The organism is Kitasatospora sp. NPDC093679 (assembly GCF_040683455.1).
In the GTDB taxonomy this organism is placed as follows: Bacteria; Actinomycetota; Actinomycetes; order Streptomycetales; family Streptomycetaceae; genus Kitasatospora; species Kitasatospora arboriphila.
Map to the genome: position 1 here is coordinate 115,324 of NZ_JBFBDW010000012.1, position 13,349 is coordinate 128,672.

Consider the following 13,349-nt stretch of genomic DNA (forward strand, 5'->3'; position numbering starts at 1 on the left):
CCCCGCGCCCCTGGCGGTGCGCCCGGGGCGCGGGCGCTACGCCTTGGCGGTGCCGACGGCGTCGGCGATCGTCCGGTGCCCGGAGGCCCTCAGGCGCGCGGAGAGGCCCTTGTGGACCCGGCGCATCCAGAACGGCCCCTCGTAGACGAAGGCGCTGTAGCCCTGCACCAGGTCGGCGCCGTGCACGATCCGCTGCCAGGCGTCCTCGGCCGTCTCGATGCCGCCGACCGAGATGATCGCCAGGCGGCCCTCGGTGCGGGCGCGCAGCCGCTGCAGCACCTCCAGCGAGCGGGCCTTGAGCGGCGCGCCGGAGAGCCCGCCCATGCCGATCTCCTCGACCCGGGCGGCGTCGGTGGCGAGCCCCTCGCGGCCGATGGTGGTGTTGGTGGCGATGATGCCGTCCAGGCCGAGGGTGAGGGCCATGTCGGCGATCTCGTCGATGTCCTCGTCGGCGAGGTCGGGGGCGATCTTCACCAGCAGCGGGACGTGGTGCGGGGTGACCTCGTCGGCGGCCTTGCGGACGTCCCACAGCAGCGGGCCGAGGATCTGGACGGCCTGCAGGTTCCGCAGGCCGGGGGTGTTCGGCGAGGAGACGTTGACGACCAGGTAGTCGGCGTGCGGGGCGAGACGCCGGGTGGACTTCAGGTAGTCCTCGGTGGCGTCGGCCTCCTCGACGACCTTGGTCTTGCCGATGTTGATGCCGACGATCGGGGTGCCGGTGGCGCGGATCCGGCCGGTGAGGCGGGCGGCGACCCGGGCGGAGCCCTGGTTGTTGAATCCCATCCGGTTGATCAGGGCGCGGTCCTCGATCAGCCGGAACAGCCGCGGGGCGGGGTTGCCGGGCTGCGGCTCACCGGTGACGGTGCCGATCTCGACGAAGTCGAAGCCGAGCATCGACAGGCCGTCGATGCCGATGCCGTCCTTGTCGAAGCCGGCGCCGAGGCCGAACGGACCGGGCAGGTCCAGGCCGAGCGCGGTGGTGCGCAGCGCGGGGTCGCGCGGGGCGAGGACGGCCTTCACGAGCTGCCGAAGGCCCGGGACGGAGGCGGCCAGCCGGATCCAGAAGAAGGCGAGGTGGTGGGCCTTCTCCGGGTCCATCTTCTTGAAGACCAGGTCGAACAGGAGCTTGTACACAGCGCCCTTCCTGAGCGTGAGCAAGGCTGTGGGGGGCACCAAGGTCTCCGGTGCCCCCCACGGTGGTCGGACTACTTGCGGCCGGCGTTGATCAGGGCCGCGTGCTCCTGGAGCGACATGACGCCGACGTCGCCGCGGTGCAGCGCGTCGATGCCCTGGACGGCCGCACCCATCGCCTGGACGGTGGTCAGGCAGGGGACGCCGCGCGAGACGGCGGCGGTGCGGATCTCGTAGCCGTCGAGGCGGCCGCCGGTGCCGTACGGGGTGTTGATGATCAGGTCGACCGCGCCCTCGTGGATCAGCTGGACGATGGTCTTCTCGCCGCTCGGGCCCTCGCCCTCGCTGTGCTTGCGCACCACGGTGGCGGGGATGCCGCCGCGCTGCAGCACCTCGGCGGTGCCGGTGGTGGCGAGCAGTTCGAAACCGAGCTCGACGAGCGCGCGGGCCGGGAAGACCAGGTTGCGCTTGTCGCGGTTGGCGACCGAGACGAACACCTTGCCCTTGGTGGGCAGGGCGCCGTACGCGCCGGCCTGGGACTTGGCGTAGGCGGTGCCGAAGACCCGGTCGATGCCCATGACCTCGCCGGTGGAGCGCATCTCGGGGCCGAGCACGGTGTCGACGCCGCGGCCGGCCACGTCGCGGAAGCGCGACCAGGGCAGCACGGCCTCCTTGACGGAGATCGGGCAGTCGGCGGGCAGCGTGCCGCCGTCGCCCTCGGCCGGCAGCAGGCCCTCCTGGCGGAGCTCGGCGATGGTGGCGCCGAGCGAGATCCGGGCGGCGGCCTTGGCCAGCGGCACGGCGGTCGCCTTGGAGGTGAACGGCACGGTGCGGGAGGCGCGCGGGTTGGCCTCCAGCACGTAGAGGATGTCGCCGGCCAGCGCGAACTGGATGTTGATCAGGCCGCGGACGCCGACGCCGCGGGCGATCGCCTCGGTGGAGGTGCGCAGGCGCTTGATGTCGTAGCCGCCGAGGGTGATCGGGGGCAGCGCGCAGGCGGAGTCGCCGGAGTGGATGCCGGCCTCCTCGATGTGCTCCATGACGCCGCCGAGGTAGAGCTCGGTGCCGTCGTAGAGGGCGTCGACGTCGATCTCCACCGCGTCGTCGAGGAAGCGGTCGATGAGCACCGGGTGCTCGGAGATCAGGCCGGCGTGGCGCTCCAGGTAGGAGGCGAGCGAGGCCTCGTCGTAGACGATCTCCATGCCGCGGCCGCCGAGCACGTAGCTCGGGCGGGCCAGCACGGGGTAGCCGATCTCGTCGGCGATGGCCTTGGCCTCGTCGAAGGAGAACGCGGTGCCGTGCTTGGGGGCGGGCAGTCCGGCGTCGCGCAGCACGCGGCCGAAGGCGCCGCGCTCCTCGGCGAGGTCGATCGCCTCGGGCTGGGTGCCGACGATCGGCACGCCGTTGTCCTTGAGCGCCTGGGCGAGGCCGAGCGGGGTCTGGCCGCCGAGCTGCACGATCACGCCGGCGAGCGGGCCGGCCTGCTGCTCGGCGTGGACGATCTCCAGGACGTCCTCCAGGGTGAGCGGCTCGAAGTAGAGCCGGTCGGAGGTGTCGTAGTCGGTGGAGACGGTCTCCGGGTTGCAGTTGACCATCACGGTCTCGTACCCGGCCTCGGCGAGCGCGAAGGAGGCGTGCACGCAGGAGTAGTCGAACTCGATGCCCTGGCCGATGCGGTTCGGGCCGGAGCCGAGGATGATCACCGCGGGCTTGGTGCGCGGGGCGACCTCGGTCTCCTCGTCGTAGGACGAGTAGAAGTACGGGGTCCTGGCGGCGAACTCGGCGGCGCAGGTGTCGACGGTCTTGAAGACCGGACGGATGCCGAGGGCGTGCCGGACCTCGCGGACGACGTCCGGGCGCAGGCCGCGGATCTCGCCGATCTGCTGGTCGGAGAAGCCGTGCCGCTTGGCGTGGCGGAGCAGCTCGGGGGTGAGCTTCTCGGCCTCGGCGAGCTCGCCGGCGATCTCGTCGAGCAGGAAGAGCTGGTCGACGAACCACGGGTCGATCTTCGTGGACTCGAACACCTCCTCCGGGGTGGCGCCGGCCCGGATCGCCTCCATGACGGTGTTGATCCGGCCGTCGGTGGGGACGACCGCCTTGGCGAGCAGCTCGGCCTTGTCGCCGAGGGGGCCGGCCCAGGAGAACTGGCTGCCCTTCTTCTCCAGCGAGCGCAGCGCCTTGTTGAGCGCCTCGGGGAAGTTGCGGCCCATCGCCATGGCCTCGCCGACCGACTTCATGGTGGTGGTGAGGGTGGCGTCGGCGGACGGGAACTTCTCGAAGGCGAAGCGCGGGACCTTGACGACGACGTAGTCGAGCGTCGGCTCGAAGGAGGCCGGGGTCTGCTCGGTGATGTCGTTGGGGATCTCGTCGAGGGTGTAGCCGACGGCCAGCTTGGCGGCGATCTTGGCGATCGGGAAGCCGGTGGCCTTGGAGGCGAGCGCCGAGGAGCGGGAGACGCGCGGGTTCATCTCGATGACGATGACCCGGCCGTCCTCGGGGTTGACGGCGAACTGGATGTTGCAGCCGCCGGTGTCGACGCCGACCTCGCGGATGACGGCGATGCCGATGTCGCGGAGGATCTGGTACTCGCGGTCGGTGAGGGTCATCGCCGGGGCGACGGTGATGGAGTCGCCGGTGTGGACGCCCATCGGGTCGAAGTTCTCGATGGAGCAGACGACCACGACGTTGTCGTGCTTGTCGCGCATCAGCTCCAGCTCGTACTCCTTCCAGCCGAGGATGGACTCCTCCAGGAGCACCTCGGTGGTCGGCGAGAGGGCCAGGCCCTGGCCGGCGATGCGGCGCAGGTCCTCCTCGTCGTGGGCGAAGCCGGAGCCGGCGCCGCCCATGGTGAACGAGGGGCGGACGACGACGGGGTAGCCGCCGAGGGTCTCGACGCCCTTGAGGACGTCGTCCATCGAGTGGCAGATCACCGAGCGGGCGGACTCGCCGTGGCCGATCTTGGCGTTGACGGCCTCGACGACGCCCTTGAAGAGGTCGCGGTCCTCGCCCTTGTTGATCGCCTCGACGTCGGCGCCGATCAGCTCGACGCCGTACTTGTCGAGGGTGCCCGCCTGGTGCAGGGAGATGGCGGTGTTGAGCGCGGTCTGGCCGCCGAGGGTCGGCAGCAGCGCGTCGGGGCGTTCCTTGGCGATGATCTTCTCGACGAACTCCGGGGTGATCGGCTCGACGTAGGTGGCGTCGGCGATCTCCGGGTCGGTCATGATCGTGGCCGGGTTGGAGTTGACCAGGACGACGCGCAGGCCCTCGGACTTGAGGACGCGGCAGGCCTGGGTGCCGGAGTAGTCGAACTCCGCCGCCTGGCCGATGACGATCGGGCCGGAGCCGATCACCAGGACGGACTTGATGTCGGTGCGCTTCGGCACGGGTCAGCTCCCAGCGGTGGTACGGGCCGGGGCGCCGGCCATCAGGTTGACGAAGCGGTCGAAGAGGTACGCGGCGTCGTGCGGGCCGGCCGCCGCCTCCGGGTGGTACTGCACCGAGAAGGCGGGGGTGTCCAGGCACTGGAGGCCCTCGACCACGTCGTCGTTGAGGCAGACGTGGGAGACCTCGACGCGGCCGAACGGGGTGTCGCTGACCCGGTCCAGCGGCGCGTTCACGGCGAAGCCGTGGTTGTGCGCGGTGACCTCGACCTTGCCGGTGGTGCGGTCCTGCACCGGCTGGTTGATGCCGCGGTGGCCGTACTTGAGCTTGTAGGTGCCGAAGCCCAGGGCGCGGCCGAGGATCTGGTTGCCGAAACAGATGCCGAAGAACGGGGTGCCCCGCTCCAGCACGCCGCGCGCCACCTCGACCTGGTGGTCGGCGGTGGCCGGGTCGCCCGGGCCGTTGGAGAAGAACACGCCGTCGGGGGCGACCGCGTAGACGTCCTCGATCGTGGCGTTGGCCGGCAGCACGTGCACCTCGATGCCGCGCTCGGCCATCCGCTGCGGGGTCATCGCCTTGATGCCGAGGTCCAGGGCGGCGACGGTGAACCTCTTCCCGCCGATCGCCGGGACGACGTAGGGCTCGGTGGTGGCGACCTCGGCGCACAGGTCGGCGCCCTTCATCTCGGGCGCCTGCAGCACCCGGGCGAGCAGGGTCTGCTCGTCGGCCAGGGCCTCGCCGGAGAAGATGCCGACGCGCATCGCGCCGCGCTCGCGCAGGTGGCGGGTGAGCGCCCGGGTGTCGATGCCGCTGATGCCGACGACGCCCTGGTTCGCCAGCTCCTCGTCCAGCGAGCGGCGGGAGCGCCAGTTGGAGGCGACCCGGGCGGGGTCGCGGACGACGTACCCGGCGACCCAGATCTGCTTGGACTCGTCGTCCTCGTCGTTCCAGCCGGTGTTGCCGATCTGCGGGGCGGTCATCACGACCACCTGGCGGTGGTACGACGGGTCGGTCAGGGTCTCCTGGTAGCCGGACATGCCGGTGTTGAAGACCGCCTCGCCGAAGGTCTCGCCGACGGCGCCGTACGCCTGGCCGCGGAACGTCCGGCCGTCCTCCAGGATGAGCACGGCGGGCACTCGCTCCCGCCTGGTGCGAGGCGTGGTGGGGGCAGGTGCGGTCATGGGGCGGCCTCTTCCGTCTTCTTCGTCTTCGTTCGTTCGGTCAGAGCCTCGACCGCCTCGACCCAGGCGGTGTGCTCGTCGGGGTGGTCGGCCCGGAAGCCCGAGTCCAGGGCGGTGCCCCGGTGGTTCCAGGTGACGACCAGCAGCCCGGCGGGGACGACCTTCCCCGCGATGCCCGAGTCGCGCCGGGCGCCGGTCAGCGCCGCGGCGGGGATCCACAGGTCCTCGTCGCCGGGGCGGCGGACCAGGAGCCCTTGCTCGGTCAGGGTCAGCTCGGCCAGGCTGCGGGTGCCGAGGCCGTGCGCGACGACCCGGTCCAGCCAGTTCCCGGCCGTGGTGGAGCCGTGGTAGCGGCCCTTCGCCCGCAGCAGCGGCGCCCCGGGGTCGGCGGGCGCCGCGGGCAGCGGCGGCAGCTCGGACTGCAGCGTCCGGCGCCAGTTCCAGCCCTGCCGCATCAGCCAGTAGACCAGGGCGATCAGGATCAGCAGGCCGACCGTCCAGCCGATGTAACCGGGCCAGTTGGTGACCCTGGCCTGCTCGGCGGCGAGGCCGGTCACGCCAGCCCGTCCCGGTCGGCCAGCTCGCCGGCCAGCACGGTCGCGCGGCCGCGCAGGAAGGTCGCGTGCACGCGTCCGGGCAGGTCGAGGCCGCGGTAGGGGGTGTTTCGGCTGCGGGTGGCGAAGCTCTCGGGATCCACGGCACCACGGTACGCGGGATCGAAGAGCACCAGGTTCGCCGGCTCACCCACCGAGATCGGGCGGCCCTGGCCGGTGAGACGGCCGATCCGCGCCGGGCGGTACGACATGCGGTCCGCGACGGCCTCCCAGTTCAGCAGGCCGGTGTCCACCATCGTCTGCTGGACGACCGAGAGCGCCGTCTCCAGGCCGACCATGCCCATCGCGGCGACCGCCCACTCGCAGTCCTTGTCCTCCGCGGGGTGCGGGGCGTGGTCGGTGGCGACCGCGTCGATGGTGCCGTCGGCGAGCGCGGCGCGCAGCGCCTCGACGTCGGCGGCGGTGCGCAGCGGCGGGTTGACCTTGTAGACCGGGTCGTAGGTGCGCACCAGCTCGTCGGTGAGCAGCAGGTGGTGCGGGGTGACCTCGGCGGTGACGTTCCAGCCCTTGGCCTTGGCCCAGCGGATGATCTCGACCGAGCCGGCCGTGGAGACGTGGCAGACGTGCAGGCGGGAGCCGACGTGCGCGGCGAGCAGCACGTCGCGGGCGATGATCGACTCCTCGGCGACGGCCGGCCAGCCGCCGAGCCCGAGCTCGCCGGAGACCTGGCCCTCGTTCATCTGGGCGCCCTCGGTGAGGCGGGGCTCCTGGGCGTGCTGGGCGACGACGCCGTCGAAGGCCTTCACGTACTCCAGGGCGCGGCGCATGATGACCGCGTCGTCGACGCACTTGCCGTCGTCGGAGAAGACCCGGACCCCGGCCGCGGAGTCGTGCATGGCGCCGAGCTCGGCGAGCTTCTTGCCCTCCAGGCCGACGGTGACGGCGCCGACCGGCTGCACGTCGCAGTAGCCGGACTCCTGGCCGAGCCGCCAGACCTGCTCGACGACGCCGGCGGTGTCGGCGACGGGGAAGGTGTTGGCCATCGCGTGGACGGCGGTGTAGCCGCCCTTGGCGGCGGCCTGGGTGCCGGTGAGGACGGTCTCGGCGTCCTCGCGGCCGGGCTCGCGCAGGTGGGTGTGCAGGTCGACCAGGCCGGGCAGGGCGATCAGGCCGTGGGCGTCGATGTCGACGTCCGCCTCGACGGTCAGGCCCTCGCCGATCTCCCGGACGACGCCGTCGGCGATGTGGATGTCCTTGGGGGCACCGCCGAGGATCTGGGCGTTGCGGATCAGGTAGCTGGTCACTGGGCGGTCTCCGAGGAGTCGGTGCGGGGGCTGTCGGCGAGGGTGGCTCCGCCGAGCAGCAGGTAGAGGACGGCCATCCGGATGGAGACGCCGTTGGCGACCTGCTCGACCACGGTGCAGCGCGGCGAGTCGGCGACCTCGGCGGTGATCTCCATGCCGCGGACCATCGGGCCGGGGTGCATCACGATGGCGTGCTCGGGGAGCTGCGCCATCCGGATGCCGTCCATGCCGTAGCGGCGGGAGTACTCGCGCTCGGTGGGGAAGAAGGCGGCGTTCATCCGCTCGCGCTGGACGCGGAGCATCATCAGCGCGTCGGTCTTCGGCAGCACCGCGTCCAGGTCGTAGCTGACCTGGCAGGGCCAGTTCTCGATGCCGATCGGCACCAGGGTGGGCGGGGCGACGAAGGTGACCTCGGCGCCGAGCGTGGTCAGCAGGTGCACGTTGGAGCGGGCGACCCGGCTGTGCAGGACGTCGCCGACGATGGTGACCCGGCGGCCGGCGAGGTCCCGGCCGGGGCCGGGGTTGAGGTGGCGGCGCATGGTGAAGGCGTCGAGCAGGGCCTGGGTGGGGTGCTCGTGGGTGCCGTCGCCGGCGTTGATGACGCTGCCGTGCAGCCACTCGGACTGGGCGAGCCGGGCCGGCGCGCCGGAGGCGTGGTGCCGGATGACGACCGCGTCGGCGCCCATGGCCTGGAGGGTGAGCGCGGTGTCCTTGAGGCTCTCGCCCTTGGAGACCGAGGAGCCCTTGGCGGAGAAGTTGATGACGTCCGCGGAGAGCCGCTTCTCGGCGACCTCGAAGGAGGTCTTGGTGCGGGTCGAGTCCTCGAAGAAGAGGTTGACGACGGTGCGGCCGCGCAGGGTCGGCAGCTTCTTGACGGCGCGCCCGGAGAGCTGGGCGAGCTCCTCGGCGGTGTCCAGGATGAGCAGGGCGTCGTCGCGGGCGAGGTCGGCGGTGGAGACGAGGTGGCGCTTCACGCGGGTCACTCCGGAAGGTGCGGTTCGGCGGCGAGCGCCTGGGTGGAACGGGCCGTGTAGTCGCGGTCGCCGACGAGGACGGCGTCCCGGCCGTCGCTGTCGGCGAGCTGCACCTGGACGGCCTCGCGCAGCGAGGTGGGCAGGTTCTTGCCCACGTAGTCGGCGCGGATGGGCAGCTCGCGGTGGCCGCGGTCGACCAGGACGGCGAGCTGGACGGCGCGCGGGCGGCCGATGTCGCTGAGGGCGTCGAGCGCGGCGCGGATGGTGCGGCCGGAGAAGAGCACGTCGTCGACGAGGACGACCAGCTTGCCGTCGATGCCGGAGGCCGGGATCTCGGTGTGCTCCAGGGCACGGGCTGGCTTCAGCCGCAGGTCGTCCCGGTACATCGTGATGTCCAGGGTGCCGAGCGGGATGTCGCGGCCGGTGATCTGCGTCAGCCGGGCGTGCAGCCGGCGGGCGAGGTGGACACCGCGGGTGTGGATGCCGAGCAGGACGACGTCCTCGGCACCCTTGGCACGCTCCACGATCTCGTGGGCGATCCGGGTGACGACCCGGGCGATGTCGGTGGCGTCCAGCACCTGGTGGGGCGGACGCGGCGCAGTGGTTCCGTCTGTGGTCATGCCGAAGCGGACCTCCTTCCCCGCCTCACGGGACGGGTCTTAAAGGATGTCTGGGATTGGCGCCCGGCGCACCGGGGCCGCGCCCATGCTATCAGTGCGGCCCCCACCCTCCGGGAGGGCGCCGTTCCGTTTGCCGTCCCCGCAGGTCAGCCCGCATCCCGGGGGCCGATCGGCGGCCTGCCGCCGCGCTATTCGCACGACTGCCCCATTCGGCTTGACGCGACTACCTCACTCTACGTAACCTCACAGTGAGTTACGGGACCGGCGCCGTACCCACCGGTTCGGACGAACGGTCCGCGGTCACCACCCGCGCTCTCGTGGCTCTTCACTGCACGCGAAGCAATATTGTCCGGGGAGATCAATGTCCAGCGACTACGCGAAGCAACTCGGGGCGAAGCTCCGGGCCATCCGCACTCAGCAGGGGCTCTCCCTGCACGGCGTCGAGGAGAAGTCCCAGGGTCGCTGGAAGGCCGTCGTCGTCGGCTCCTACGAGCGCGGCGACCGCGCCGTCACCGTGCAGCGCCTCGCCGAGCTGGCGGAGTTCTACGGCGTGCCGGTGCAGGAGCTGCTGCCCGGCGGCACCCCCGGCGGTGCGGCCGAGCCGCCGCCGCGCCTGGTCCTCGACCTGGAGAGACTGACCCAGGTCCCGTCGGAGAAGGCCGGCCCGCTGCAGCGCTACGCGGCCACCATCCAGAGCCAGCGCGGCGACTACAACGGCAAGGTGCTCTCGATCCGCCAGGACGACCTGCGCACCCTGGCCGTGATCTACGACCAGTCGCCGTCGATCCTCACCGAGCAGCTGATCAGCTGGGGCGTGCTGAACCCGGACGCGCGCCGCGCCGTCCGCGAGGAAGACGCGGGCTGACCCCTTCTCCCCCCTTTGCAGAAACGTCACGGCGGGGCGTGCGGCAGTTGCCGCACGCCCCGCCGTGGTTCCGCCCCCGGCCCGCGCACCGGCACCCCGCCGCCGCCGCCGTCAGCACACCGTGCCCAGGCTGAAGCCCGGCTCGGCCCTCACCTCGTCCAGCTCGACCGCCGCCGGCGCGTAGCCGCCGCCCTCGCTCTGCCAGGCCCACGCGACCTGCCGGTACTCGCCGCAGGCACCGGCCGACCCCTGCGAGCCGTGCAGCAGCGCCGCCCCCGGCAGCTCCCGGTAGAGGCCCGCGCACAGCACCGCGCAGACCAGGTCCAGGTCCTCGTCGTTGATCCGCACCACCCCGTCCTCCCAGTGCAGGATCCGGGCCTCCGCCTCCAGCCGGCCGCCCGGCGCCTCCACCGCGCACAGGAAGCGGTACGCGCCGAACCCGGCCCCGACCAGCATCCGACGGAACAGCTCGGCGCCCCGCTGATGCGCCTGCCGCACCAGCACCGCCGCGTCCTCGGCGCCCCCGCCGTCCCCGCCGGGCACGCGGTCCAGCAGCAGCTCGACGTGGCGCAGCGTCAGACCGCTGTCCCGCGCGCGGACCAACCGCGGCACGAAGTCGCCGACGAGCTCCTCGCCCTGGTACGGCAGCAACTGCGTCTGCAGCGGCGGATTGACCAGGTACCGGTCCCGGGATGCCGGCTCGGCCGGGTCCAGCCGGTGCAGCAGGCAGAAGTCGGCGAAGTCGTCGACGTGGAACATCCGGGCCTGCACGGTGCCGTACGTCCGGCGGGCCTCGGCCAGCAGCACGGCGGTGTCCAGCAGGTAGCTGTCGAAGTCCGCGGCGTCCGTGAGGCGCCAGGCGCGGGCCCGCTCGAAGTCCTCCGCGCTGGTGAGGATGCCCGTGACGAAGGCCTCCTCGCCGTGCGGACGGCCTGCGGCGGCGGCGTTGGCGGTGCAGCGGGAGGGCCGGGGGGCGCGGGGGTTGCGGGACATCGTCGACTCCTGCGGGGCGGTGCGGTCGGTCGCCCCTGTTCCTCCCCATCCCCGCGGGCCGCACACGCACCGGTTGTCACAGCCCTGTAACCGAAAGCGACGAGGCGGCGGCAACCGCCCCCAAGGGGCACGGGCGATGCCCCAGGGGCGCGGGGAACTGCGCAATGTGAGGGCGGTCAGATCGACAGGTCCGGGCATTCGAGGTCGGCCCGAACCGTACGGATGCCCGCTCTCGGACTGCGCAGTTCTCCCCCAGCCTTCGGCCGGGAGATGCCCCCATGCGCCCCTGGGGGTTGCCCGTGCCTCAGGACCTGGGGGCGCGGGCGAGTTGGCGGGACTGGGCGACCAGGCGGCCGGTCTCGTCCCAGATCTCGCAGTCCTCCTCGAAGTAGCCGCCGGCCAGGTTCCGGGTGGCGTGCGCGACGCGGAGCCAGCCTGGCGCCGGCTTCGCCCGGAGGTGGACGGTGAGTTCGACGGTCGGCGCCCAGCCGGGCCGGCCGAGGTCGAAGGTGACGGGCGGCAGGGAGTCGGCGACGAGCAGCAGGAGCAGCGGGTCGGGCTGCCGCCCGTCGGCGAGCCGGAACCAGCCCTGGATGCGGCCGTTCCCGGAGGGCTGCCCGAGGGCCCAGCCGACGGTGGCCGGGTCGAGCCGGAGGTCGAACCGCTCCAGCAGCGCGGCCTGTTCGATGAGCTGCGGCGGCGCGTGCTCGACGCCGATGCATTCGTCCGGCAGCGGCATCACGGGCGGCAGGGCGCTGGTGGCGACCTCGGCGTCGAGGGTGTCGAGGTCGCCGAAGGTGGCGAGCACCCGGAGCCGCTCCTCGCCGTCCTGGAGGAGCGAGGCGGTGCCGGTGGTGAGGCTCCGGCCGCGGCGGACGGTCTCGGTGCGGACGGTGGCCGGGCCGGGGCGGGAGGCGGAGAGGTAGTGGCCGGTGATGGAGAACGGGTCGCGGTGGTCGCCGTTGGCGAGGGAGAGGGCGTGCCCGGCGACGGCGAGCAGCAGGCCGCCGTTGACGCCGCCGCCGATCTGCCAGCCCGCGCCGAGTTCGGCGTCGTACCGGCCGGGCTCCGCGGCGTGCGGGGTGAGTGCGATGCCCTGGTCGAACTCGCTGCGTGTCGCGGTGGTCATCGGTGGTACGCCCTTCGCCTCGGCCATTACTCGCCAGTAGCCTACGCCTCCGCACGGGGCGGGCGAAGGCCCGGGAGCGGACGGCGGCCCGGGAACGCGCGAAGGCCGCCGGACCGGTTCGGTCCGGCGGCCTCTCGGGCCGTCCGTGCGGGGCGCGGGGCCCGGGCGCGACGGGTCAGTCGCGGCGGATCTGCGGCTTGAGATCCATGAAGCGGGCGAGCAGGCCGTTGACGAACGCCGGGGACTCGTCGGTGGAGTACTCCTTGGCGATCTCGACGGCCTCGTCCAGGACGACCGCGTCCGGGACGCCGTCCTCCCAGATCAGCTCGTAGGCGCCGATCCGCAGCACGTTGCGGTCCGCGATCGGCATCCGGTCGAGCGTCCAGCCGACCGCGTAGGTCGAGATCAGCTCGTCGATCCGCCGGGCGTGGCCGGTGTAGCCCTCGATCAGCTGCATGGTGTACTCGCCGACCTGCGGGGTGGTCTCACCCGGCTTGGCCTCACGTGCCCGGCCCACCCACTCGGCGAGCACGCGCTCGGGCGCGACCCCCCGGTGGTCGGCCTCGAAGAGGATCTGGAAGGCCCGGGTGCGGGCCTTGGTACGCGCGTTGGACACGATTACTTGACCCGGCCGAGGTAGCTGCCGTCGCGGGTGTCGACCTTGACCTTCTCACCGGTGGTGACGAAGAGCGGGACCTGGATCTCGGCGCCGGTCTCCAGGGTGGCCGGCTTGGTGCCGCCGGTGGAGCGGTCGCCCTGGACGCCCGGCTCGGTCTCGGCGATGGTGAGCTCGACGGCGGCCGGGAGCTCGACGTACAGCGGGACGCCCTCGTTCTGGGCGACCAGGGCCTCGAAGCCCTCGAGCAGGTACTTGGCGGCGTCGCCCACGGTCGCGGCGTCGACCGGCACCTGGTCGTAGGTGTCCATGTCCATGAAGATGAACTGCTCGCCGTCGCGGTACGAGTACTGCATCGTGCGCTTGTCGACGTTGGCGGTCTCGACCTTGATGCCCGCGTTGAAGGTCTTCTCGACGACCTTGCCGGTCAGGACCTCCTTGAGCTTGGTGCGCACGAAGGCCGGGCCCTTGCCGGGCTTCACGTGCTGGAACTCGACGACGGACCAGAGCTTGCCGCCCTCCAGCTTGAGGACCATGCCGTTCTTGAGATCGTTCGTAGAAGCCACGAGCGCACTAACTCCTGATATAGCTGTCAAGGAAC

General features: G+C 72.1%; 12 protein-coding genes. 1 reads left to right on the forward strand and 11 read right to left on the reverse strand.

Features of this window, described 5'->3' with window-relative positions:
• Positions 1-36 precede the first annotated feature (36 nt).
• From AB0O09_RS13345 to pyrR, 7 genes are all read right to left on the reverse strand, one after another.
• On the reverse strand, positions 37-1,134 hold the full coding sequence (locus AB0O09_RS13345) for a quinone-dependent dihydroorotate dehydrogenase (protein ID WP_363541726.1): 1,098 nt from the start codon (positions 1,132-1,134) through the stop codon (positions 37-39).
• 71 nt (positions 1,135-1,205) lie between these two features.
• Positions 1,206-4,514: a carbamoyl-phosphate synthase large subunit gene (gene carB / locus AB0O09_RS13350; protein WP_363541727.1), complete on the reverse strand. Its 3,309-nt coding sequence runs from the start codon at positions 4,512-4,514 to the stop codon at positions 1,206-1,208.
• A gap of 3 nt (positions 4,515-4,517) precedes the next feature.
• A complete protein-coding gene (gene carA / locus AB0O09_RS13355) occupies positions 4,518-5,693 on the reverse strand; it encodes a glutamine-hydrolyzing carbamoyl-phosphate synthase small subunit (protein ID WP_363541728.1) in 1,176 nt (391 codons plus the stop codon).
• Positions 5,690-6,250: a hypothetical protein gene (locus AB0O09_RS13360; RefSeq protein ID WP_344624221.1), complete on the reverse strand. Its 561-nt coding sequence runs from the start codon at positions 6,248-6,250 to the stop codon at positions 5,690-5,692. The genes carA and AB0O09_RS13360 overlap by 4 nt, the downstream gene beginning before the upstream one ends.
• Positions 6,247-7,551 carry a dihydroorotase gene (locus AB0O09_RS13365; protein WP_363541729.1) on the reverse strand — a complete coding sequence of 435 codons (1,305 nt, stop codon included), beginning with the start codon at positions 7,549-7,551 and terminating at the stop codon, positions 6,247-6,249. Before AB0O09_RS13365 ends, AB0O09_RS13360 begins: the two co-directional genes overlap by 4 nt.
• Positions 7,548-8,525, reverse strand: coding sequence for an aspartate carbamoyltransferase catalytic subunit (locus tag AB0O09_RS13370; RefSeq protein WP_030268434.1), 978 nt, complete (start codon positions 8,523-8,525; stop codon positions 7,548-7,550). Before AB0O09_RS13370 ends, AB0O09_RS13365 begins: the two co-directional genes overlap by 4 nt.
• A gap of 5 nt (positions 8,526-8,530) precedes the next feature.
• Complete coding sequence (gene pyrR / locus AB0O09_RS13375; RefSeq protein WP_344624218.1) at positions 8,531-9,145, reverse strand: bifunctional pyr operon transcriptional regulator/uracil phosphoribosyltransferase PyrR; 615 nt, start codon at positions 9,143-9,145, stop codon at positions 8,531-8,533.
• Positions 9,146-9,506: 361 nt separating this feature from the next.
• Here pyrR and AB0O09_RS13380 point away from each other — a divergent pair, with 361 nt between their 5' ends.
• Positions 9,507-10,010, forward strand: a complete 504-nt coding sequence (locus AB0O09_RS13380) for a transcriptional regulator (protein ID WP_014134541.1) — start codon at positions 9,507-9,509, stop codon at positions 10,008-10,010.
• Between the two features lie 111 nt (positions 10,011-10,121).
• Here AB0O09_RS13380 and AB0O09_RS13385 read toward each other — a convergent pair whose 3' ends face one another.
• From AB0O09_RS13385 to efp, 4 genes are all read right to left on the reverse strand, one after another.
• Entirely contained in the window at positions 10,122-11,003 is an 882-nt protein-coding gene (locus AB0O09_RS13385; protein WP_363541731.1) for a hypothetical protein, read from the reverse strand.
• A 304-nt stretch (positions 11,004-11,307) separates the two neighbouring features.
• On the reverse strand, positions 11,308-12,132 hold the full coding sequence (locus tag AB0O09_RS13390) for a thioesterase family protein (protein ID WP_344624216.1): 825 nt from the start codon (positions 12,130-12,132) through the stop codon (positions 11,308-11,310).
• A 175-nt stretch (positions 12,133-12,307) separates the two neighbouring features.
• Complete coding sequence (gene nusB, locus AB0O09_RS13395) at positions 12,308-12,748, reverse strand: transcription antitermination factor NusB (protein ID WP_363541732.1); 441 nt, start codon at positions 12,746-12,748, stop codon at positions 12,308-12,310.
• A gap of 2 nt (positions 12,749-12,750) precedes the next feature.
• Positions 12,751-13,314, reverse strand: coding sequence for an elongation factor P (gene efp / locus AB0O09_RS13400; protein ID WP_363541733.1), 564 nt, complete (start codon positions 13,312-13,314; stop codon positions 12,751-12,753).
• Positions 13,315-13,349 lie beyond the last annotated feature (35 nt).

Bases quoted from the DNA above. Each gene is read 5' to 3' on its own strand.
- carA (WP_363541728.1), bottom strand. From the start codon at position 5,693: ATGACCGCACCTGCCCCCACCACGCCTCGCACCAGGCGGGAGCGAGTG.
- pyrR (WP_344624218.1), bottom strand. From the start codon at position 9,145: ATGACCACAGACGGAACCACTGCGCCGCGTCCGCCCCACCAGGTGCTG.
- AB0O09_RS13380 (WP_014134541.1), top strand. From the start codon at position 9,507: ATGTCCAGCGACTACGCGAAGCAACTCGGGGCGAAGCTCCGGGCCATC.
- AB0O09_RS13385 (WP_363541731.1), bottom strand. From the start codon at position 11,003: ATGTCCCGCAACCCCCGCGCCCCCCGGCCCTCCCGCTGCACCGCCAAC.
- AB0O09_RS13390 (WP_344624216.1), bottom strand. From the start codon at position 12,132: ATGACCACCGCGACACGCAGCGAGTTCGACCAGGGCATCGCACTCACC.